This window comes from Alteromonas sp. McT4-15 (assembly GCF_020515205.1).
Classification (GTDB): domain Bacteria; phylum Pseudomonadota; class Gammaproteobacteria; order Enterobacterales; family Alteromonadaceae; genus Alteromonas.
Genome location: NZ_JAJALG010000001.1, coordinates 84028 through 107549 on the forward strand (window position 1 = coordinate 84028; position 23522 = coordinate 107549).

At 44.9% G+C, this 23522-nt stretch carries 17 protein-coding genes and 1 pseudogene; 7 read left to right on the top strand and 11 right to left on the bottom strand.

The features are described 5' to 3' along the window. Positions 1-133 precede the first annotated feature (133 nt). Entirely contained in the window at positions 134-2566 is a 2433-nt protein-coding gene (locus tag LHL20_RS00395; protein WP_226431810.1) for a TIM-barrel domain-containing protein, read from the top strand. A 96-nt stretch (positions 2567-2662) separates the two neighbouring features. Continuing rightward, positions 2663-3835, top strand: a complete 1173-nt coding sequence (locus tag LHL20_RS00400; protein WP_159625594.1) for an MFS transporter — start codon at positions 2663-2665, stop codon at positions 3833-3835. Between the two features lie 29 nt (positions 3836-3864). Here the strand turns inward: LHL20_RS00400 and envZ are convergent, their stop codons facing one another. The 3 genes from envZ to LHL20_RS00415 all read right to left on the bottom strand — a co-directional run bounded on the left by envZ (position 3865) and on the right by LHL20_RS00415 (position 7270). Next, positions 3865-5190: a two-component system sensor histidine kinase EnvZ gene (gene envZ, locus LHL20_RS00405; protein WP_159625595.1), complete on the bottom strand. Its 1326-nt coding sequence runs from the start codon at positions 5188-5190 to the stop codon at positions 3865-3867. 98 nt (positions 5191-5288) lie between these two features. Further along, positions 5289-6011: an osmolarity response regulator transcription factor OmpR gene (gene ompR, locus LHL20_RS00410; protein ID WP_226431811.1), complete on the bottom strand. Its 723-nt coding sequence runs from the start codon at positions 6009-6011 to the stop codon at positions 5289-5291. 161 nt (positions 6012-6172) lie between these two features. Beyond that, the gene (locus LHL20_RS00415; protein ID WP_226431812.1) at positions 6173-7270 is read right to left on the bottom strand and encodes a DUF2855 family protein; all 1098 of its coding nucleotides are present in this window, start codon (positions 7268-7270) and stop codon (positions 6173-6175) included. Between the two features lie 321 nt (positions 7271-7591). On the opposite strand from LHL20_RS00415, the gene LHL20_RS00420 reads away from it, so the two are divergent. Together LHL20_RS00420 and LHL20_RS21135 are read left to right on the top strand one after the other, a co-directional pair. Further along, the gene (locus LHL20_RS00420) at positions 7592-9829 is read left to right on the top strand and encodes an EAL domain-containing response regulator (protein ID WP_226431813.1); all 2238 of its coding nucleotides are present in this window, start codon (positions 7592-7594) and stop codon (positions 9827-9829) included. Continuing rightward, entirely contained in the window at positions 9819-11681 is a 1863-nt protein-coding gene (locus LHL20_RS21135; RefSeq protein WP_226431814.1) for a sensor histidine kinase, read from the top strand. The genes LHL20_RS00420 and LHL20_RS21135 overlap by 11 nt, the downstream gene beginning before the upstream one ends. A 52-nt stretch (positions 11682-11733) precedes the next feature. On the opposite strand, the gene LHL20_RS00430 is transcribed toward LHL20_RS21135, so the two are convergent. Both LHL20_RS00430 and LHL20_RS00435 read right to left on the bottom strand, forming a co-directional pair. After that, positions 11734-12639, bottom strand: a complete 906-nt coding sequence (locus LHL20_RS00430) for a phosphoribulokinase (RefSeq protein WP_159625605.1) — start codon at positions 12637-12639, stop codon at positions 11734-11736. A 55-nt stretch (positions 12640-12694) separates the two neighbouring features. Beyond that, positions 12695-13669: an ion transporter gene (locus tag LHL20_RS00435; RefSeq protein ID WP_226431815.1), complete on the bottom strand. Its 975-nt coding sequence runs from the start codon at positions 13667-13669 to the stop codon at positions 12695-12697. Between the two features lie 88 nt (positions 13670-13757). Here LHL20_RS00435 and LHL20_RS00440 point away from each other — a divergent pair, with 88 nt between their 5' ends. Beyond that, positions 13758-14498, top strand: coding sequence for a CBM9 family sugar-binding protein (locus LHL20_RS00440; protein WP_226431816.1), 741 nt, complete (start codon positions 13758-13760; stop codon positions 14496-14498). Between the two features lie 147 nt (positions 14499-14645). Here LHL20_RS00440 and purD read toward each other — a convergent pair whose 3' ends face one another. From purD to prmA, 6 genes and pseudogenes are all read right to left on the bottom strand, one after another. Beyond that, positions 14646-15935, bottom strand: a complete 1290-nt coding sequence (gene purD / locus LHL20_RS00445; protein WP_226431817.1) for a phosphoribosylamine--glycine ligase — start codon at positions 15933-15935, stop codon at positions 14646-14648. A 19-nt stretch (positions 15936-15954) separates the two neighbouring features. Beyond that, positions 15955-16314 (bottom strand): annotated as a pseudogene (locus LHL20_RS00450) (class I SAM-dependent methyltransferase); the annotation flags it as partial. 259 nt (positions 16315-16573) lie between these two features. Further along, positions 16574-18172 carry a bifunctional phosphoribosylaminoimidazolecarboxamide formyltransferase/IMP cyclohydrolase gene (purH, locus tag LHL20_RS00455; protein ID WP_226431818.1) on the bottom strand — a complete coding sequence of 533 codons (1599 nt, stop codon included), beginning with the start codon at positions 18170-18172 and terminating at the stop codon, positions 16574-16576. An 82-nt stretch (positions 18173-18254) separates the two neighbouring features. Then, a complete protein-coding gene (fis, locus tag LHL20_RS00460; protein ID WP_012520109.1) occupies positions 18255-18548 on the bottom strand; it encodes a DNA-binding transcriptional regulator Fis in 294 nt (97 codons plus the stop codon). Between the two features lie 30 nt (positions 18549-18578). Continuing rightward, positions 18579-19577, bottom strand: coding sequence for a tRNA dihydrouridine synthase DusB (gene dusB, locus LHL20_RS00465; RefSeq protein ID WP_226432015.1), 999 nt, complete (start codon positions 19575-19577; stop codon positions 18579-18581). A gap of 286 nt (positions 19578-19863) precedes the next feature. Then, positions 19864-20742, bottom strand: coding sequence for a 50S ribosomal protein L11 methyltransferase (gene prmA, locus LHL20_RS00470; protein WP_226431819.1), 879 nt, complete (start codon positions 20740-20742; stop codon positions 19864-19866). Between the two features lie 225 nt (positions 20743-20967). On the opposite strand from prmA, the gene LHL20_RS00475 reads away from it, so the two are divergent. Further along, positions 20968-21729: a substrate-binding periplasmic protein gene (locus tag LHL20_RS00475; RefSeq protein WP_226431820.1), complete on the top strand. Its 762-nt coding sequence runs from the start codon at positions 20968-20970 to the stop codon at positions 21727-21729. Between the two features lie 151 nt (positions 21730-21880). Further along, positions 21881-23500, top strand: coding sequence for an amidase (locus LHL20_RS00480; RefSeq protein ID WP_226431821.1), 1620 nt, complete (start codon positions 21881-21883; stop codon positions 23498-23500). Positions 23501-23522: the final 22 nt, after the last annotated feature.

Genomic DNA, 23522 nt, shown 5'->3' on the forward strand with positions numbered 1-23522 from the left:
TTATTTAAGTTGAGCAATGCACTGGCTATCATTCACCGTACACAAGTAGGCTTTAATTAAGCGCGCTTCGTTAATTAAATGCGGTTCGCCAATTAGGTGCGCTTCGCTATGAAGCATAAAAAAGGTTTTAAGCATGATAGACAAGAAACAGCGTATAGCACTTGCATGTGCTGGTTTGGCATTTTTCTCTGTAAATTCGGTAGCTGAAGTTCAAACAGCAACACTCGAAAAAGCAACGCTAAATATTGATACGGATACCAATGACTTCACGATAAGCGCGTTGCACCACAGTGGCTTTCAAGTAACGTATCTTACTGATGATAATGGTACGCCTTACGTAAATCTTCCGTCTATGGCACTTCCCGAGCCCGCGTTGACTGATGTTACTAACAGAACAGCTAATGATGTAGAGCTAGTTGAAACCGCGACAACCCTAACCTTAAAGCTCAACAATATTGCAGCGCATGTTGATAAGGCGACGCACGCTATCAGCTATTCTGTTAACGGCCAAATCGTCGCGAAAGAGCAAGGCGGACTAAGTATTTCCAGTAACGGCGTCAGCCTGTCGTTTGCGCTAGATGAAAACGAAAAGCTCTATGGTGGCGGCCAGCGGGTTTTAGGTATGGATCGTCGTGGTCATAGCATGCCGCTATATAACAAAGCACACTATGGCTACACCACATCGTCAAACCAAATGTACTATGGTTTGTCTGCCGTTATGTCGTCAAAACATTATAGCGTACTGTTTGATAACACCGCGTCTGGCGAGCTAGATATTGGCAAAACTAACAGCGATGAGTTGCTGTTTAAGGCGCAAGGCGGCCGCGCTAGCTACATCATGGTATTAGGTGAAAGTCTAGAAGATACGGTAACGTCTACCGTAGCAGTAACGGGAAAGCAGCCGCTTCCACCGCGTTGGCTGTTAGGTAACTTTGCGTCTCGCTTCGGTTATAAGTCTCAGCAGCAGGTCATGGATGTTGTCGACCAGTTCAATCAGCAAGATATTCCTGTAGACGCCGTCGTACTTGACCTTTATTGGTTTGGTAAAGATGTAAAAGGGCATATGGGCAATTTAAGCTGGGACACTGAGGCGTTTCCGGCACCTGAAACCATGATAGCGAGTCTTCGTGAGCAAGACGTTAAAACGGTGCTGATTACTGAGCCGTTTATACTCACTACCTCTAAACAATGGGAAAGTGCTGTTGCGGCCGATGCACTTGCTGCGAAAGAAGATGGCTCGCCTTACACGTTCGATTTTTACTTCGGCAATACAGGGTTGGTTGACGTTTTCAGCGAAAAGGGACAAAACTGGTTTTGGTCGTTCTATGAAAAGCTAGCTGCACAGGGCGTTGCAGGCTGGTGGGGCGATCTTGGCGAGCCAGAAGTTCACCCTGACGATATTCAGCACATGTGGCAATCCACAAAAGTCAGCGGAGCAGAAGTGCACAATGCCTATGGCCACCAGTGGGCAAAAACCGTATACAACAACCTAACGGCGTTGCAACCTAATACACGTCCTTTTGTACTCATGCGTTCAGGGTTTCTAGGTAGTCAACGCTTTGGTATGGTGCCGTGGACAGGCGATGTAAGCCGCAGTTGGGGCGGCCTTAAACCACAGGTTGAACTCGCATTACAAATGAGTGTGTTTGGTCTTGCCTATACGCATTCTGACTTAGGCGGTTTTGCAGGAGGCGACACCTTCGACCCTGAACTCTACACGCGCTGGCTGCAATTCGGTACTTTCTCGCCAGTGTTTAGGCCTCATGCCCAAGATGCCATTGCACCTGAGCCTATTTTTCATGATGACCCCGTAAAATCTATTGCGCGTGACTTTATCAAGCTGCGTTACGCGATGTTGCCCTACAACTATTCGCTCGCATTTGAAAACGCATTGCATGGCACACCGTTGATGCGCCCACTTGCGTTGTCGTTCGACCAAGACAGATGGTTTGAAGAGGCTAGCAGTTACATGTGGGGCGACGCGTTTTTGGTTTCTGTGGTAACAGAGCCTAACCAAAGTGAATGGAAAGTGACTTTGCCAGAAGGGGTTTGGTTTGACTTTTTCTCAGACACTAAATACCACGGTGATAAGGCAGGTAAGGTGGTTAACTATCCACTAACAGACGCCACGTTCCCCGTATGGGTGAAAGCGGGTAGCTTTGTGCCGATGAGTGAAAACATGTCGCGTACAGAAGACTACGACGCCAGCAAGCTTACGCTGCATTATTACCATGATATGTCGGTTGAACGTGCGCAATATCAGCTTTACGAAGATGATGGGAAAAACCCACAAACGGTGGAAAAAGGATTATTCACCACTATCGCTTTGTCGGCTTCTACAACACGTGACGGTGAGCTTACCCTCAACATAGCCAGCGATGGTAGCTATATTGGCATGCCTAAAACCCGCGAGCTATCGTGGGTAATTCACGGCGTGACGGCTAAACCGCAACACGTGCTGGTGAACGGGAAGGCAATATCAAGCGAATGGAATGAAAAAGGGAAAACGCTTTCACTTGTATTTTCGTGCGACTACCAGCAACCTGTAGAGATTAAAATCTTGTAAGCTAATCTTGTGTCATTAGACAGCAGAGGGCGCACGTGAAGCGCCCTTTTTTGTTTTTACCTGATCGTACTAATAAACATCATTTTCGGAGCGTTAATGAGCAGACTTCCCGCCACTATCGTGATATTTGCTGGGTTTTTCCTAATAGGTAAATTATTTATCTTATGGGGTATTTTGCTACCCGATATCGCGACAGACCTTGCTATGTCAGAAGTGGTCAGTGGTGCGTTATTCTCACTTTTTTCGGTAGGTATGCTGTTTGGGGCTGTACTGGGCGGTAAATATGCCAGTCGTTTTGAATATATGCCCTTGCTTGCCAGCTTATTTGGTATGAATACGTTGTTGCTGGTTTTGGTGTCGCTGTTAACGTCTTGGCAATGGTTTCTTGTGTTGGCTGTGCTTATTGGTGTAGTCAGCTCTACTATTTTTACCATAGGTCATACGCTAATAGCCCGTATGTATGCTGAAAAGCGCTTTACCATGATGGGACTGATGGACTTCATGTTCAGCTTAGGTACGTTTGCGGCGTCGTTCTTTGTGACGTTGTTGTATTTGATGGAGGAAAGCTGGCGCTTGCCTATTCAGGTATTAGCTGGGGTGATGATGGTGTTATCGTGTTACACCTATATTGCCGCGCGTTCCCAAGCAAAGCTGTTAAAAGGTCAGCCAACAACAGCGAAAAAGACACTGACATTTGGTGTAATCATCAAACAACCAGTATTTATTTTCTTAACGCTTCTCACCTTTGGCTATGGTGCTGTCGAATTTGGTAACGCTAACTGGTTTGTAAGCTATGCGCAAAATGGTTTGGGCTTTACTGGCGAACAGTCACGTAACTTATTGGCTTGCTTTACCGCAGGTATGGTTATTAGTCGCCTTGTATTCCCGTTTTTACTGCGTTTTGTGTCGGTACATCGCATGATGTTATTGATGGCAACAGCGTCTCTAGCAGGGGTATTTGCACTTAAACTTATGCCGAGTATGTACGGCATTGGTGCAGGTAATTTACTGCTTGGGTTGGGGCTAGGAGGGCTATTCCCTCTGGCACTTTCTGCTGCAATGAATATCGACAGTGACAACGGTCCTGTGCTGTCGGGTATTTGTATTATTGGAAACTCGACAGGGGTTCAGGTGGCGTCTTTTTCAACAGGGTTGTGGGCAAATTTTGCGTCGCTCACCACTGCGTTTTGGGTGATCCCTCTGGGGGGCTGTATTTTATGGCTTGCGACTTACGGGTATAGCCGAAAAATTAAGTATCACCGGGCGTAGGGCGCGATAAGGTAGCGGGCAGGTATCGGCTAGTCCTTGAAAGGCGAGTAAGGCAAATAGAACTCTGCTACCAAGCCTTGGTGTGGATGATTGCGCAGCGAAACTTCGCCATCATGGGCCTCAATGATACGTCTTATGATGGCAAGTCCTAGTCCAGAGCCCGATGAGTTTCTGGCTTTGTCACCCTGAGCAAATGGCATAAATACACTGTCGAGCTCTTCTTGCGGAATGCCTGGGCCAAAGTCTCTTACTTTACAATACACACGCTTTTCATGGCGGTTATAAAAGCTGCTAATGGCAATATCGTCAGAGCCATATTTAAAGGCATTTTCAATCAGGTTATCCACCACTCTCTTCATTGCTATACGACGTAAAGGCAGCGGTGGAATAGCATTGAGTTTAAGCTCTATGTGGTGCTTTTCATCCAAATGTCGTGCTTGAACAAGCTCGGCAATAATGGCATTAAGATCGGTTTCTTGCGTGACTTCTTCAGTGTCATAGCGCGCATAATCAATGAATTGGTCGATAATGGCGTTCATATCTTCAATGTCATTCACAATGCCGTCTTTTATCCAGTCTTGGTCTTCCGGCAACATTTCTGAGGCTAATCGAATTCGCGTTAGTGGCGTGCGTAAATCATGCGATATACCCGCAGTCATAATATTGCGGTCGTTTTCTAGCTGTTTTATCCCTTGGTTCATGCGGTTAAATGCACGTGTCACCTGAATCATTTCAGTACTACCTTGCTCGCGAAGGGGCTTAGGGTGTTCACCTTTGCCTACCGAAATAGCCGCTTTCTGGAGTGCTTGCAAAGGACGCGTCATACGCCTTACAAACAACCAGCCGCCTGCAACACTTAGAATACCGATAACCATTAAGTACATGGTAAGTGGCGATATATTTGCTTCGTTTAATCCTGAAATAGGAATAGAAATCCAGGTTTCTGGATAGCGCGTTAGCGAGATCCATACAATATAAGGCGCGCTATCATCACTGGCTTGGGTAGTGGTGCTAATGCGAACATCAGCAAGTTGGTTTAACTGTTTGCTGACCTGCGATGACATAAAACCATAGTAAACGGCACTTTCTAAGCCATTTTGGCGTGCGGCACTTTCATCAAGTACTAATACCCGGGTTTTCTCAAAATACTCGTCACGGGTTTCTTGGTTTGTGACCAGCAAGTCATTCGCTAAAACAGACTTTACTTGCGTAGCCAGTAAGCTGTTAATTTGCTGGTAACTTGGCTGAATAAAATAGTAGGTAACAGAGATATAAGACACAATTTGGTTAATAAGCAGCAGCACGCCTATTAGCATGACGGTTTGTCCAAACGCACTTTTCGGTATTAAGCGCATAGCAAACCTTTTATTATTATTTTGCGGTGCGAGGTATTACACCGCATGGCGCTGCACAACAAGGTCATGTTATTTATTCATGGTTAGGCTGCGTGTACCTACACTTGCTCGCCATCAGGCACAAAAACGTAGCCCAATCCCCATACCGTTTGAATATAACGCGGGTTAGCGGGATCGGCTTCTAACATTCTACGAAGACGAGACACTTGCACATCAATGCTTCGCTCTAGCGCACTGTAATCACGCCCACGTGCTAAGTTCATCAGTTTATCTCGAGATAACGGTTCTCTAGGGTGTGTGACTAGCGATTTTAGTACCGCAAATTCACCGCTGGTGAGCGTTAATGGTTTGTCGCCTGCGGTCATTTCTCGCGTTGCAAGATTAAGCTTATAATCACCAAACTCAATAATTTGTACGTCTTTTGACGGTGCCCCCGGCGCTTCACTGCTTCGGCGACGCAATACTGCTTTAGCGCGCGCTAATAACTCGCGAGGGTTAAACGGTTTCGGTAGGTAGTCGTCAGCGCCCATCTCAAGACCAATGATACGATCAACTTCGTCACCTTTGGCAGTGAGCATGATAATTGGCATGTCATTTTCTTGTTGGCGCAAACGACGGCAAATAGACAAGCCATCTTCACCAGGCAGCATAAGATCAAGCACCATCAAATGAAAATTCTCGCGCTCCAGCAGTCTGTCCATTTGCTCCGCATTGGCTGCACTGCGAACCTGGTAACCTTGTTCAAGCAAATAGCGCTCTAATAAGCTACGCAGACGCATATCATCATCGACGACAAGAATTTTTGAGGTTTCCTGACCCATACTCATACCTTTATTGCTATTTTTCTTTCACTATAACCACAAGGCGCGAAATACAAAAGCACCAAAACGTAAAACCTCGGGTGTGATTGTTACAAATAGTGTCTATAGTGGGAAAACAAGCAGTTATAAAGGAATAACTGCTTGTAAAAGCTACCGAAGGCTTAAAAGGTCACCACGTTAAGCGCCTTTGTATCGGCCTTTCCTGCTAACGTATCTAAATAGAGCTTCACCATGGCGTCAGTGCCTGCACACGAATGCTCGTAAAAGGTGGTATCAATTTTGTGAGCAAAGCCTTGCCACGCTTTTGCATATTTGGCGAGAAACATCTCGTGTCCCCACTCGCCCTGACGCAATTTTACTCGCGCTGGCGCAAAAAATATCTCTGCATCTAACGCCTTCGGGTTAGGTTTTTCTGAGGCTTGCCAGTCAGTTGCACCAATGAGCGTGACCTTGCTTAAGTTGTCACCTAACAACTCAGTAAGATTATTAATCAAGGTGCCATTGGCTGCAAAATCCAATAACCAGTAGCGGTCATTGCTATCTAACGTTGCTAAGTCGTCATAGCTCACTACGTCATCATAACAACCCGTGGCCTTTACCATGTCAACATTGCCCACAGAAGTAAGCCCTACAACACGGTAGGTTGCGCCACGGTTCGCTTTCTGATCTTTCAACAACTGCGCCGTTCCAAGAGCCGTTTTACTAGAGGCACTGGACAGTAATAACGATTCACCTTGCGATACATCATCAACAAAGTCATCTAACACAAACGAGGTCATGTACAGGGGGCGAAAATTCAGCTGCCATGCTTCTCTTTGCGGATTGTAGCCGGGGTCATTGGCACAGCGAAGATACTGATCATACACAGGGCTAATACTTTTGCGTTGTTCGTGAATGTCTGAAAAGCCATGAGACGCTACTTTGCCAGCCTTAATTACCCAGTGGCTTGCCATAGGAAGGTAACCAAAAACTTTCTCACCTTCGTGAATATCAGGATGGTTCGAGGCTTTAACTGTTGCAAACCCCCACACAGGAACAATACCGAAGCCAGTTTCTTGCGTGGGAAAAAAGCCCCAATAGCCCATTTTGAAACCAAGCGCGGCATAGGTGATGTTATTGGCAGAAAAGCCAAAACTATCGGTTTCTAGTATCACTTCGTCAGGCTGAAGCGCATTCATATCAAGAGGTACACTAACTACTTTGGTATCGTCAAGCGACTGTTGATTTACCCAAATTTGTTGACTGGTGATAGTGGTCATAAAGCTGCCATTTGTCAGGTTCGTTTTCCTTAGACTGACTCAGCTTTCAGACAATTGCGACTTTCAGTTGTAAATATATTGTTATACAGCAAATGTATAGAGGGCCCAAAATATCAATGTCACAACCCTACTTTCTAGTAAAAAGAGAAATGCTAGCTCATCGTTGATCGCAATCAACAAGACCTCAAATGTATGCTTTAATTATTGAATTATTGAAATATTGGACAACACTTACACGAGGAAACAGTAGTTTTACGTTTGCGAAGCATTGCAACGTATTGCAACGTATTGAATGTCTGTAAAAAGTTTGAGGGAGTATTGATGAGCGAGTTGTTTGAATTTAGCCCAGAAAAAGAGACCCACATCACATCAGGTGGTAGTTGGGTAGTACTAAGTGTGGAAGACGATACATCTTATCAAGATGTATTAGAAATCGCGCTTCAGGGCGTAACCTATGATGGTCGAAGCATAACGTTGCTTCGCGCTCCCTCAGCGGCGTCTGCATCAACTATCTTGTCTTCGCGCCACGATATCAGCGTTATTTTACTTGATATCGTGATGGAAACTGATGACGCGGGATTTTACCTCATTAATACTATTCGCAATATTATTGGTGATGACCTAGTAAGGATTATTGTGCTTACTGGGCAGCCTGGCGTTATGTCTCATAACAAGGCTATCAGTGAATACAACATCTCAGAGTACTGGAACAAAACAGAACTTAGCGCAGAAAAATTGAAAAGCGTGGTAGTAAGCAACCTTCGAACTTGGCAAATCTCACAGGAGCTTAGCATTGCTCGAAGAGGATTACAGCTGATAGTAGATGCATCCCGAGCATTAACTGCAAAACAAGATACAAAAGCATTCTCTCAAACCGTATTAGAAGAGATTTCGCGTATTATCAACGTACCCGATACTGGTGGCATTGTGTGTATTGTCAATTCTGGCTCAGATGTTTTTCAGCATGCCCCTATTGTTGCCGCGAGTAGTCACTTTAAGCATTTGTTGAATTATGATTTGAAAGAAGCGCTTAATATTCACAGCGATGAGCGTCGAGGTCGTATTGAGCAAGCGGCACGAAGGGCATGGGAAAAGCATGAGCATGTGTTTGAAGACGATTTTTCTCTTCTTCATTTTGATACTAGTGAACATAATGAAAAACAATATTTGATGCTAGTCGATTCACCTAACCCTCTTGATAATAATCAGCTCTATTTATTACAAGCTTTTGCGGAAAATATTAGCTCAGGATTTATCAACCAAGCGTTAATGAGCAAACTCAGCCAACTCGCCTATCTTGATACTTCGACAGCGCTTCAAAACAAGAACTGGTTGATAAGAGAATTGACACAACAATCAGTTTTTCACCTCAACAATAGCTCTCTTGTCTTATTTCGACTACTAGACTATGACACTGCGGAAATGATTGCAGGGCATGAATATGCCATCAAAATGTTTAAAACGTTCAGTAACTTCATCAAGGCAAAGTTGCCAGATCACTATCTAATGGCGGTATGGGATAAAAAAACGATTGCGCTCGTATTTACGCTGGATAAAAAGCCCGCGAAAGATGTACTGGAAAGCATGCAAGCAACTACTATGGAGATGGATGAGCTCGACATTCAATTACAGTATCAAATAGGCATATTGAATTTTAGAGATACACAAACTATTGGCCTATCAGAAGTATTGGTATTGGCCGACACCGCGTTGAGTAAAGCGCGTAAAATGGGGCTTAAAATTTATAGCTTTGATTTCGAGGTAATACGCCGGCTTTCAGACAGAATGCATATCTTGAATGCTCTACAGTCAGCACTAACGACTCAGGACGCTTTCTTCCTTGTCTTACAACCAAAAGTAAAGCTAGAAAATGCAAAGCCCATTGGTTTTGAAGCGTTACTTCGATGGAAATTAGAAGATGGGACGCTGTGCCCTCCGTCTGAATTTATACCCATCGCAGAAGCATCAGGTTTAAGTTTAGAAGTCTCTGAACTGGTATTAGCAAAGACTATTGAGATAATTAAGCAGTTAAAGCAGGCGGGATTTCAGCTTCCCGTCTCATTCAACTTAGCAAATAGCGATATTGTGAGCCCGAGTATTTTCAAAAAAATAAACAGCAGTATTAATAAGGGCGACATTGACCCTGCATTGCTGGAAATCGAAGTTACCGAAACACAAGCTACAGAGGATTACGCTGTTATAAACCCCATTTTACGCTCGTTGATAGAAAAAGGGGTTAAAGTAAGCATCGATGACTTTGGGACAGGCTATTCTTCGCTAACGCAATTTGCTGAGTTGGCGGCCACCACAATAAAACTTGATAGGAAGTTTGTCAGCGATTTGTCTGCACAAAGTAAGGATAAACCAATACACATAATTCAAATGATTGCTCGTCTTTCTGAGCGATTTGGATTTGATTTAATTGCCGAAGGTGTTGAAACAGAAGAGCAAAGACAATTGCTTTTAGACAATGGATATAAATACGCACAAGGCTATTACTTCGCAAAGCCCATGCCCGTAGCTGAAGTGTTTGAGTGGTTACGCACGAGTGAAAAATAACACTATCGATAGTAATTCTCCTATTTTAGAGAATTGGCAATACTTGTGGTTTATTTTTATTTTGATTGTGTGCGCTGTTGTCTTCCGCTTTTCCTACATAGAAAGGTTCAACGATATAAAACGACCCTATGAGCTCCGTCAAAACGCAATAGTGGACAAGGCTGCCTTATTGATCAATGCGAGACTCAGCTTAGTCGAAACACAAATTCGGTTGTTTAAGCACGAATTGATGTTGCTCAACCCTTCTGAAGACCAATTAGAATCGGTGATGAGTGCTATGTTTGCACTGTATCCCGATACACTTCAAGTACGCTGGATTGATTTAGAGGGCGTTGAAAAAGTGCGGCTGAATAAAGCTGATGATAGCCATGTTCAAGCCGTATCTACGGCGAAGTTGCAAAATAAATTTCAGCGTTATTACACACAAGCTGGACTAGCATTAAATGAAAGCGCAGTGTTTGTTTCCCGGATTGACCTTAATGTTGAACAAGGTGTTGTCCAAATTCCAGTACAGCCGACTTTGAGGGCTGTAACAAGAGCAAATCTGCCAAGTATGGGAGATGGATTACTGGTCATTAACTTCGATTTACGATCACTGATAGGCCATGTAGAGTCACTTAATCAAGCAGATATCCAACTGTTAATAGGCGCAGGCGAAAAGCGCTGGATGATACACCCCGACAAAAGCAGAGAGTGGCGACCTGATCTAGGAAAAGCACCTGCTAATATCCTTGATGACTTACCTGAATTATATCAAAGCCTAAACAAGGAAGTCCCTGCTCAAGATATTGATATTAACGGTCAACGTTATATTGCACAGCGCATTCAATCGCCTTATTCCAGTGAAGGCAGTCTTCAAGATATTTATGTTGTCACCAGAACTGCACCGTCAGTGCATAGTATGATAAAGAACAAAGCAATATTACATGCCTCTCTAGTTGCTGTTGCTACTGGCTTGGGCGGGTTTATTATATTTGTTCTGTACTTCAGACATATCCACACTGTTCGTAAACTTAATACAGCGCTAAGTAAAGAGAGAGATAATATAAAACAGGTGCTTGAACGTCAGTCGTTGCTCATCGACGAGCTTGCCGAGTCTAAGAAGCTGTCTTCACTAAGTGTCATGGTTGCCGGATTGGCACATGAACTCAATACACCTGTAGGAGCAACGTATCTCGCGTTGTCTAATCAATCAGACTTGTTAGCTGAACTAGTTAAACGAAAAGCTCATGGGCTTACTAAATCAGACTTCGAAGACTACATTGAGCAATCTCAAAAATCATTAATTCAAGCTGAGAATAATAATCTAAGAGCTATTGAGTTAATAAAAAGTTTTAAACGATTAACGTTTGAGCGAGCAAGTGACGAACAGGTTTGTTTTAGTGTCGCACAGCATTTAAACGACCTTTGTAAGTCGATGAAAGGGCTTCTACAGAAGCACAATATTTCTCTTAAGAAAAATATTGCAGAGGGCATGTCACTAACAGGGCATGCCGGTGCATTTAGTCAAATTGTTCAAATTTTTATTAGCAATGCAATTGACCATGCTTTTGAAGGCATGGCTGGCGCTTGTATTGAGATTACTTGTAAATCTCGCGATGCCGATGTAGTCATTATCGTAAAGGACAATGGCAAAGGCATTGAACCAGAAATACTTCCTACTATTTTCGATCCCTTCATTACGTCAAAGCGTCAGCACCAGCACACTGGGCTGGGGCTGCATATGGCTAAAATTTGGATTGAGCAGGTCTTTAACGGAGAAATCTTCGTCGAATCAATAGTTGGCAAAGGCTCTCGTTTTGAGCTCGTCTTTCGTTCAATTCAAACGAGTCATCTCGAGTCGCAGTCGTGAGCTTCTCGTACCTGTTGGGGATATATGTGGGCAGTCTTTTGATTTAAGAGAACTATTCGTCAGTACTCAACCAATCCATTTGATGACCAGCGCGACGCTTTTTATTAAGAATATCTTCAAGCAGTGGCGTTAATATCAGCTCCATTGCCAAGCCCATTTTTCCGCCCGGCACGACCAGCGTATTTATGCGAGACATAAAGGCGCCATCAATCATTTTAAGCAAATAAGGGTAGTCGACGTTTTTCATTTCGCGTCTAAAACGCACGACGACAAAACTTTCATCCTGTGTAGGTATTTCGCGTGCACTGAAGGGGTTTGATGTATCAACGGTGGGTACACGCTGAAAATTAACGTGGGTACGCGAGAACTGCGGGGTTATGTAGTGAAAATAGTCATCCAAACCACGTACAATACTACTCATAACAGCTTCACGTGAGTGTCCGCGGTCAGTGGTGTCACGCACAATTTTTTGGATCCACTCTAGATTTACAATAGGCACCATGCCTACCAGAAGATCAACATGCTTAGCGACATCATTTTCTTCGGTTTTTACGCCGCCGTGTAGACCTTCATAAAACAGTAAGTCGGTGTTTTGCGGTAAGTCTTGCCATGGGGTAAATGTGCCCGGCATTTGGTTAAACGGTACAGCCTCATCAAATGTGTGTAAGTACTGTCTAAATTGACCAGAGCCAGAGCTGCCATATTCACGAAATAGCGTTTCTAATAGCTCAAAATCATTGGCTTTAGGACCAAAGTAACTAATATGCCTACCTTGTTCTTGTGCTTTGCGAATTTCTACTTCCATTTCTGGACGCGTAAAGCGATGAAAACTGTCACCACCCACAATAGCGGCATTCACACTTAAATTTCTAAAAATGTGTCTAATGGCATTGGTCGTGGTAGTGGTACCCGCACCAGAAGAACCTGTTATAGCAATAATAGGGTGTTTGACAGACATAGGAGTTCTTTTGAGAAATGACAGTTACTAGTTATAAGCTGATGTGCGTGAAGAATCAAGGGGCATGGTGGTTACTATGTGGTTCATCTGACCCAGTATTTTCTGCGACGTTATGATGATGCTGCAACAATCGCATGATGAGGTGCGCTTCTTCTTCGTCGAGATCAAGTAACTCTCTAACTCGCTCAATATGGTGCATATCATGCGCACTTAACATGCCATCATCCAAAGCGGTGCGAACAGTATCTTTAAAGCGATCGCGTTTTAACTGCATTTGCGATGTGTAGCTTGAAGACAATATGCCAGCGGGAAGCGCGTAAAAACAAATGCCCATGATGGTGATAAAGCCGCCAAAAATTTTACCTAATGCAGTAACAGGCACAGCGTCACCATAACCTACAGTCGTTAGCGTTACTAACGCCCACCACAGCGAGGCGGGTATGCTACTAAAGACCTCTGGCTGGGCATGATGTTCAATATAATAAATACAGGTTGCGGCAATCACGGTGAATAGCAGCAGCACGCTGATTGCGGCTAACAAACTATGGGATTCATTTCGAATAACAGTGACCAGCGTTTGCATAGAGCGCGAATAGCGTCCAATTTTGAGTATCCGCAACACCCTAAAGACACGCAGTATGCGCAAGTCAAAAGCAATAAATACACTGAGATAAAACGGCAGTATGGCCATGAGATCGATGATGGCCATCGGGCTTTTCATATACTGCCAGCGCCTTTTCCACACACTTTTATGTACAAGCTCTGTATTGCCATGCACGGGCGCGGCAGCGCTACTGTAAACCCGTAAAGCGTATTCAATGGTAAACAATATTACTGACACAATTTCAATCAGGTGTAGCTCATAGGACCATACGTTCGCCACTTGAGGAACTGTTTCCAGCATCATGGCTGCTACATTAATAAGTACAAGTAGTATGAGTACCCAGTCGAAGACTTTGCTGATCGCCTTGTGTTCACGGGCATCGCTAGAGGCGGTAAGAATGTTGTAGCAAGTGGTCTGAAGTGACATAAAAAATTTGGCGTATGGATACGTGTTTATTACTCTACCAATAATTAGGTAGCAAGCCAAAACAGATACTTGGCAAAAGGATAACGCAATGACTTTGAAAAAAATGCTCGCGGTTGTGGCTCTAGGGTGTGCCATCGGCGCGCAGGCCAACGAGGTGGGCTATACACAACAAGCACCTACTATTGACGGGGTAGCACTTGAGAGCGCATGGAAGACGGCACCATGGTACGACATGACCTCAGTTATGATAGGTGAAACACCTTCCTCAAATGACTTTTCGGGGCGTTATAAACTATTGTGGAATAAGAACGCTCTGTATCTGTTGGCAGAAATTCAAGATGACCATTTATCTGATACTTATGCAGACCCACTAGAGCGCTACTGGGATGATGACTGTTTAGAGATATTTATAGATGCTGACCGTTCTGGTGGCGATCATCTCAATACCTACAATGCCTTTGCTTATCACGTAGCGCTTGATAATCAGGTTGTTGATATTGGGCCGGCAAAAGGTGAAGAATCTAAGCCACGTTTATTTAATGATCACGTAGAAAGTGTATGGAAACGCAGTACTGAAAAGCCACATAGTATTATTTGGGAAACAGCCATTCGTGTATTCGGCGATGACTTTCAGTACGGTGACGCCAACACGCCAGTAGCATTGAAAGCGGGTATGAAGATGGGCTTTATGCTGGCTTATTGTGACGCAGATGGTGGCGACCGAGAGCATTTTGTGGGTTCGCATGAGATTACCCCTGTCAACGGCGATAAGAACCTTGGTTACAAAGATGCTTCAGTGTTTGGTGAGCTGACGCTGGTGAGTAAGTAACAGAAGCGATGCGCGTTAACTTGCTTATATACAAGGTGTACCAAGGTCTCAATTGACCGAACAATAAAAAACGCGGCATAAAGCCGCGTTTTTTGTGTTAGCAACGCCAACGTTATAAAGCGTTACGTTTCGTTACGTTGCTCTGCATCAGGCCTCAGCTTCACGAGCAATCGCGCGATAAGCAATGTCGTTGCGGAAATATACGTCTTTAAACTGAATAGTTTTGACTAGCTCGTAGGCTTTTTGCTGGGCCTCGGTGACGTTATTGCCCAATGCGGTCGCACACAATACACGGCCGCCAGCGGTGACTACTTTGCCGTCTTGAAGTGCAGTACCAGCATGGAATACTTTACCGTCTAGCTTTGCAGCGGCGTCAAAACCAGTAATTTCGTCGCCTTTATCATAGCTGCCCGGATAGCCTCCAGCGGCAAGCACAACGCCAACGGCTGCACGGTCGTCAAATGCAATAGTTTTGCCCGCTAGTTCACCTTTACACGCCGCTTGGCATAGTGAGACCAAATCAGACTGAAGACGCAACATGATAGGTTGTGTTTCAGGGTCGCCAAAACGACAGTTATACTCAATAACTTTTGGCGTGCCATCTGCCATAATCATCAAGCCTGCGTATAAGAAACCTACGTAATCGTTACCTTCAGACGCCATGCCGTTAACCGTTGGCATGATCACTTCATCCATAATACGGTTGTGAATCTCTGGCGTGACTACCGGAGCCGGAGAGTATGCGCCCATACCGCCCGTATTGGGGCCCTTATCGCCGTCTGCTGCACGTTTGTGATCTTGGCTGGTGGCAAAAGGCAGTACGTTTTTACCGTCTACCATTACGATGAAAGAGGCTTCTTCACCGTCTAAGAATTCTTCAATAACAACGCGACTACCTGCTTCGCCAAACGCATTACCTGCTAGCATGTCGCGAATAGCGTCTTCGGCTTCTTGAAGTGTCATTGCAACAATAACACCTTTACCCGCCGCCAGACCGTCTGCCTTGACTACGATAGGCGCGCCTTTTTCTCGCACGTAGGCAATGGCTGGGTCAATTTCAGTAAAGTTTTGATACTCTGCCGTTGGAATGTTGTGGCGAGCCAAGAAGTCTTTAGTGAACGCTTTTGAGCCTTCAAGCTGTGCTGCCGCTTGTGTAGGCCCAAAAATCATTAGTCCTTCATTCGTGAACGCGTCAACAACACCTGCAACCAGCGGCGCTTCTGGACCTACGATAGTCAGCTCAACGTCATTGCCTTTCGCAAAAGAAACCAGGCCAGCAATGTCATTTACATCAATCGCCACGTTCTCTAGCTTTGGCTCTGTTGCAGTACCAGCATTACCCGGTGCAACAAAGACAGTTGAAACATCAGAAGACTGCGCTGCTTTATACGCTAGCGCATGCTCGCGGCCACCACCGCCAATTACAAGTACGTTCATTAACTGTTCCGTTATATGTTTATGGTTTTACAAATTTAAGTGTCATTCGGTTGCTCTCGCCAATGGCAAGATACTTTTCACGATCTTGGTCGTCTAGTGCTAAACGCGGTGGCAATGTCCACACACCTTTAGGGTGGTTTGCATTATCCATCGGGTTTGCATTTACGTCACTGCTTTCAGCCAGCTTAAAGCCCGCTTTTTCTGCTGCTGCAATCACGTAAGAGCGCTTCATATAGCCGCTCTTTTTCATCGCTTCGTCATCGGCACTTTCCGGTAGTTCATGCTCAACTACACCTAATACACCGCCTGGCTTTAGCGCCTTAAAGAATGCACCAAATGCATTGTCGATGCCTTCATCGCCATGACGCATGTACCAGCTGACACACCAAGCGTTGCGGCTAACACTAATTGGGCTAACTTCTTCATTATTATTTCCTTTTCTGTCGAGGGTATTGTCAATTGTGATAACAGTATTACTACAATGTACTGTAAGACAGATCAAGCCTACCAGTTAACCATGACAGTCATTCGACATCCCAACAGAATAATTCGTAGCTTTGTCGCTTAAGGTAGCCCGAGGTAGAGGGCGTGTTTATCCCTCTACCTCGAGTGTAATCATCATCAAGTGATGAAAGGTTTTAGTGACGGAAGTGACGCATACCTGTGAACACCATAGCAATGCCGTGTTCGTCAGCCGCATCAATTACTTCTTGGTCACGCATAGAGCCGCCTGGCTGAATTACCGCTTTAATACCGGCTTGTGCCGCAGCGTCAATGCCGTCACGGAATGGGAAGAAAGCATCAGACGCCATGACAGAGCCTGCGACTTCTAGATTTTCATCAGCCGCTTTGATGCCTGCAATTTTGGCAGAATATACACGGCTCATTTGGCCAGCACCAACACCCACAGTCATGCCGTCTTTGCAGTAAACAATCGCGTTAGACTTAACGTATTTTGCTACCTTCCAGCAGAACATAAGGTCGCGCAGTTCATCTTCGCTTGGCTTACGCTTAGTCACCACTTCTAGGTCTTCCATTTCAACCATACCGAAGTCGCGCTCTTGTATTAGCAACCCACCGTTTACGCGCTTGAAGTCATAGCCTTCAGTTAGCTGACCAGCCCAATCGCCACACGCTAGAAGACGTACGTTTTTCTTTGCACTTACTACGTCTTTCGCTTCATCGCTTACCGTTGGTGCAATAATGACTTCAACGAATTGACGGTCAACAATCGCTTGTGCTGTTTTCGCATCAAGCTCGCGGTTAAACGCGATAATGCCGCCAAATGCAGAGGTTGGGTCAGTTTTAAACGCACGGTCGTAGGCACTTAGAATGTCTTCGCCAATAGCCACACCACAAGGGTTCGCGTGCTTCACAATAACGCATGCAGGCTGGTCGAACTCTTTTACACATTCAAGGGCGGCATCGGTATCGGCGATATTGTTGAATGACAACTCTTTACCTTGTAGCTGGGTAGCGGTAGCCACAGACGCTTCTTGGATGTTGTTTTCAACATAGAACGCGGCTTCTTGGTGGCTGTTCTCGCCATAGCGAAGGTCTTGCTTCTTAGTTAGCTGCATGTTGTACGTGCGTGGGAACTCACTGTGCTGGTGGTCGCAATCTGCTTCACAACCTGTGCTGTCTAAACGCGCACCAAAGTAGTTCGCAATCATGCCATCGTATTCAGCCGTATGTTCAAACGCTTTAATGGCAAGGTCAAAACGGGTGTTGTACGTTAACGAGCCGTTGTTGCCGTTCATTTCTGCAAGCACGCGAGAATAGTCAGAGGCGTTAACCACAATAGTAACGTCTTTATGGTTCTTCGCGGCTGCGCGTACCATCGTTGGACCGCCGATATCGATATTTTCAATGGCGTCTTCAAGTGTGCAGTCTTCGTTGGCAACGGTTGCAGCAAATGGATAAAGGTTAACCACAACCAAATCAATTGGCGCAATACCATTTTCTTCCATTACAGCTTCATCCACGCCGCGACGAGCAAGAATACCGCCGTGAATTTTTGGGTGAAGGGTTTTAACACGACCCGCCATAATTTCAGGGTGACCTGTGTGATCAGACACCTCTTTTACCGGAAGGCCTGCATCAGCTAGCAGTTTTGCAGTACCACCCGTCGACAGAAGTTCAACTCCAGCGTTATGCAGCGCTTGAGCGAATTCGAGGATACCAGTTTTGTCAGAGACACTAAGGAGAGCACGTTTAATAGGTTTTGGAGTTTGCATAAATTATAAGTTTCTAAAGTTGTAGTGTTGAAACAAAAAGAGCACCGATTGGTGCTCTTTGGTGGGCAAAGCCCTTGGAATCTTAGTTCATGCCGTATTGCTTAAGCTTCTTGCGAAGTGTGCCACGGTTGATGCCCATCATGATGGCAGCGCGGGTTTGGTTGCCGCGTGTGTAAGTCATGACTTCTTCTAGCAGCGGTGCTTCAACTTCAGCCAGTACCATTTCGTACAGGTTGTCGATGTTGGCGTTGTCCAATTGCTTAAGGTACTTGTTAACCGCTTGCTTTACAGAGTCACGCAGTGGCTTTTGAGCTTGCGTTTGTGAAGGCGTAGTTACTGTAGTAGTAAAAGGTGAAGTCACGTTTTGATCGAACATAATACTGTGTTGCTCTTAAGTTAGTCATCACTATGCTGCGGGAGAAATCTGTCGGGTTTCTCGTGTCTGCAGCGCTTGAAAATATGCATTAAGTGCTTCGAGTTGCTCACTTGCATCATCGATAGCGTTAAACGTTTTACGAAACTGACGATCCGTATCATGCTCCGAGAGATACCAGCCCACGTGCTTACGGGCTATTCTCACACCAGAGATGTCACCGTAGAAGTCCTGCACATTCGTTACATGCTCGTGCAAAATTTCATACTGTTGTGACACCGGTGGTGGCGCTAGGTTCTCGCCCGTTTCAAGATAATGTTGAATTTGATTAAAAATCCAAGGTTTACCTTGCGCGCCGCGGCCTATCATCACACCATCTGCCCCGGTGTAATTAAGCACCTCTTGTGCTTTTTCTGGAGAAGTAATGTCACCATTAGCAATAACCGGAATTGAAATTGCTGCCTTAATTTGGCGAATGGTGTCGTATTCCGCTTCCCCTTTGTACATACAAGCTCGCGTTCTACCATGAACAGCTAGCGACTGTATGCCGTTTTGCTCTGCAATGCGGGCAATATCAACCCCATTGCGGTTTTCTGGGTTCCAGCCGGTACGAATTTTCAGTGTTACAGGTACATCAACCGCGTTTACTACCGCTTTAATGATTGCTTCCACTGTATCTGGGTATTGAAGCAGTGCAGAACCTGCTAGCTTCTTATTCACCTTTTTAGCAGGACAACCCATGTTGATATCGATGATTTGTGCACCATTCTCAACATTAAATTGCGCTGCTTGCGCCATAAGCTCAGGATCGGCCCCAGCTATCTGTACAGAGCGAATACCTTCTTCGCCTTCGTGATTCATACGCGCTTGTGATTTAGCGGTGTTCCACACCTTTGGATTGCTCGAAAGCATTTCCGATACCACAAGTCCTGCACCTAAGCGTTTACACAATTGACGAAATGGACGATCGGTCACACCTGCCATAGGTGCCAACATTAAATTGTTATCTAACTCGTAAGGTCCAATACGTATTGCTTGTCGCATAGATTGTCGTATAGCTCGCCAACTAAAACTGCACAGAAAATATACACCCGGCTAAAACGGGGCGCTAAGTGTACGCGTTTTCACAAGGCTTGAAAAGGCTAAAAATCGCACAAAATTTTACTTAGTGCTCTTGACAGTGAAAAAAAACTGTCACATTAAAGAGCTAACGCACATTTGTTGGCTAAATTTTCTTCTAAAGTCTTACAGCCCTTTGTTTAAAAGGGCTGTAATGTGAAAAAAATTAACAAATTTCGAAGCGCTATTGGCTTTTATTTTAAATTTTTGAACCCGATACTCGTGCCCATTCACCATCAATTGCGCTTGGCTCAAGGCGAATATCTCGTGAGTATGCTTTCTCAATGTTGTCGACTTGCTCAGCTAAAATACCAGACAACACTAAAAGGCCGTCTGATTTGCAGTAGCCGGTAATGATATCTTGGAGCTCTAAAAGCGGTCCAGACAGTATGTTTGCCATGACAACATCGGCTTCAAGCATAGGTTGGTTTTCAGGTAGGTACACATCTAAACGGTCTTCTACACCGTTTCGTCTTGCGTTTTCTTCGGTGGCTTGCAGAGCTTGTGGGTCTATATCAATCCCAATAACGCGTTTAGCACCCAACTTGAGTGCTGCAAGTGCTAAAATGCCCGAACCGCAGCCAAAATCCACAACGGTTTTGCCTGTCATATCGATGCCATCTAACCAGCGAAGGCACAATGCGGTGGTTGGGTGTGTGCCAGTACCAAAGGCAAGCCCCGGGTCTAACATGACGTTTACCGCAGTAGGGTCTGGTACATCGCGCCAGCTCGGACAAATCCAAAGACGCTCGCCAAACTGCATGGGATGAAAGTTGTCCATCCATTCACGTTCCCAGTCTTTATCTTCCAGTGGCTCTAATTTGTACTTAAAATCTTTACCGAGTACCTTGGCCTTACCCAAGCGTGCCAAAATGCCTTTCATGTCAGCGTCAGCTTCAAATAGGCCAACTACTTGCGTGTCAGGCCATAACATGACTTCACCAGGCTTTGGCTCATACATTGGAGTATCTTTTGCGTCAACGTAGGTCACCGCCTGCGATCCGTTAGCCGTTAACATATCGCCAATTGCTTCTGCAGTCTCAGACGTAGTATTAATTCGTAATTGTAGCCAAGCCATAGTGTTTATTTGCTAAAGTGTTTGATGCATATTGTACATCCCACGGCGAACAAACAAAACGACAGCGAAGGTATTTACTGATTTTAATGATAGGTTTTTGATGACAGGTTCTTAACGACAAAACATACAGTGCATGAAAAATGTATTCTTTTGTCGACTAGTAAAATGTTGAAGTAAACTTATACAATTAGCCGTTGACGTTACTTCAGAGTATCTACCTTTTTTATGCGTCTATTTTCTTTTTTTGCCAGCCTTCTTATTTGCATTCAATCAAGCTGTGCAAAAGAACTCGATGTCGTGGTTGGATGGGACAAGCCACCATACGTAGTGTCAGCCGATCATTCCGGTTTCGAAATTGACTTGGTACGGGCCATTTTTGCTGAAATGGGTCATGACATTTCGCCAATTTATGTTCCTTTTGGCAGAACTGCGCGCTTGTTAAAAGACGATGCGGTAGATGTGGCGCTTACCATCAATGATTCACACAAGGTCGACCCTACGCTACTAACCGACTTTTATATCGTTTATCAAAATGTTGCAGTGACACGCGCTGACCGCAATTTAGCTATCACCTCAATTCAAGATCTTACTGATAAAAGTGTTATTGCCTTTCAAACGGCAAGTGCGGTGTTAGGCGAGGAGTTTGGTGGTGCGTTATCTTCTTTACCAACATATATAGAGATGGCACGACAAGATAGGCAAGTGAACATGTTGATGCTTGGAAGCGTTGATGCCATTGTGTTGGACCGTAATATCTTCAATTTTTTAAAAGCGCGTAACGACATGTATGCCAACGATGAAACTGTCTTTCACGAGCTATTCCCAATTACGCCATATCGCGCAGCTATTCCAGACCCAACGTTGCGTGAAGCATTTAATAATACCTTACGCCTATTCATCGAAGACGGACGTTATCAAGCCTTACTCGACAAATACGGCCTTGAAAACTTATTTAACAAGCTATCTCTCCCTGACGTTCACCCATAAGCCAAATACGCTAAACGACTGTATTTGTGGATTGACATTGGCGTTCAAAAAATAGTCTTATTTCTGTAGACAGTGAACTATTTCTGCGACAGCGTATAAAAAGTACCACTGGCTCAACTCTGGGCATGTTTGCTGAAACAAGGAAATAACGATGATTAAAAAAGGGTATGTACTACTGACTACAGTACTTCTGCTGTGCAGTGCTTGTGCAACAAAAGCCACTACTAAGAGACAGATAGACACATGGTTAGATAAACCAGCTCATGTCCAGGTACAAGCAATAAAAGCGGGAGACATTACCTCTGCCGATTTAGTTGCAGGCTATTTGGCTCGTATAGAAGCACGCGATACTAAGGTAAACAGCGTACTTTCTCTAAACCCAAATGCGCTTGCACAAGCGAAAGCGTTAGATAAGCGCATTGCAAATGGTGAGCAGGTGGGCGTGTTAGCAGGTCTTCCGATATTGCTTAAAGACAATATTGAGTCGACTGAATTGCCGACTACCGCAGGTTCACTGGCGTTGTTGAATAATGACACCGGACGTGACGCGCCGATTGTATCGAAGCTAAAAGCTGCAGATGCCATTGTTTTAGGAAAAACCAATTTGTCAGAGTGGGCGAATTTTCGTTCTGAATCATCAATCAGCGGATGGAGTGGCGTAGGCGGCCTTACCCGCAATCCACACATATTATCACGCAGCGCGTGTGGTTCTTCTTCTGGCTCGGGAGCGGCAATGGCGCTGCGCTTAGCCTCTCTCGCAGTAGGCACTGAGACAAATGGCTCGGTAATCTGCCCGTCTTCCATTAACGGAATTGTGGGCTTTAAACCAACGGTGGGCTTATTGTCACGTACCCACATTGTACCCATCTCATTTAGCCAAGATACCGCGGGCCCAATGACCGCTACGGTGCAAGATGCTTGGTTGATGACGTCAGTGATGGCAGGTAGCGATGCTCAAGATAAAGCAACTGCTGATGCAGATACGCATATTCCAACATTACCTACGTCCTCTTTAATAGCAACAGACTTAAAAGGTATCTCTGTAGGCGTTGTGCGTTATCGTCAAGGTGATAATCCTCACGTACTTGCCATTTACGAGCAAGCACTTGAACAACTTAAAGCATCTGGCGCTACGTTAGTTGAAATTAGCGATTTCAATCAGCCAGATACCTTCTGGCGAGACTCGTACAACGTATTGTTAAGCGAATTCCATGCATCTATTAATGAATACCTGGCCTCTTCGCCGGCACAATTGCCCGCTCGAGACCTCGAAGGCCTGATAGCATTTAATAGCCAAAGTGAGCGCGAACTAGCATTGTTCGATCAGAGTATTTTCGAGAAGTCGTTGGCATCTGATTCACTGGAAAGTGAAAACTATAAGAATGCCGTGTCGCTCATTCAAGATACAGCTGGTAAGAGTGGTATTGATGCGTTGATGGCAAAGCACAAGGTTGATGTGCTTGTCGCACCTTCAAATAGTCCCTCGTTTCTCATTGATGGCGTTTATGGCGATCACTCACCTGCAGGGTTTATCGGTATTGGCTACTTAGCCGCAGTTGCTGGGTATCCGCACCTAACCATTCCTGCTGGTGCCGTAAAAGATTTACCCGTGGGAATAAGCTTTATTGGGGCGAAGTGGCAAGATGAAAAAGTGCTTAGTATTGGCAGTGTATTTGAAGCAAAACACGGTTTTTACATCACACCAAGCTTGCTGCCTACTCGATTTGATAACCCTGCACTTAAAGCAGTAACAAAGCCTTATCAGCCATAGCGTGAGGTTAACTGACACATAA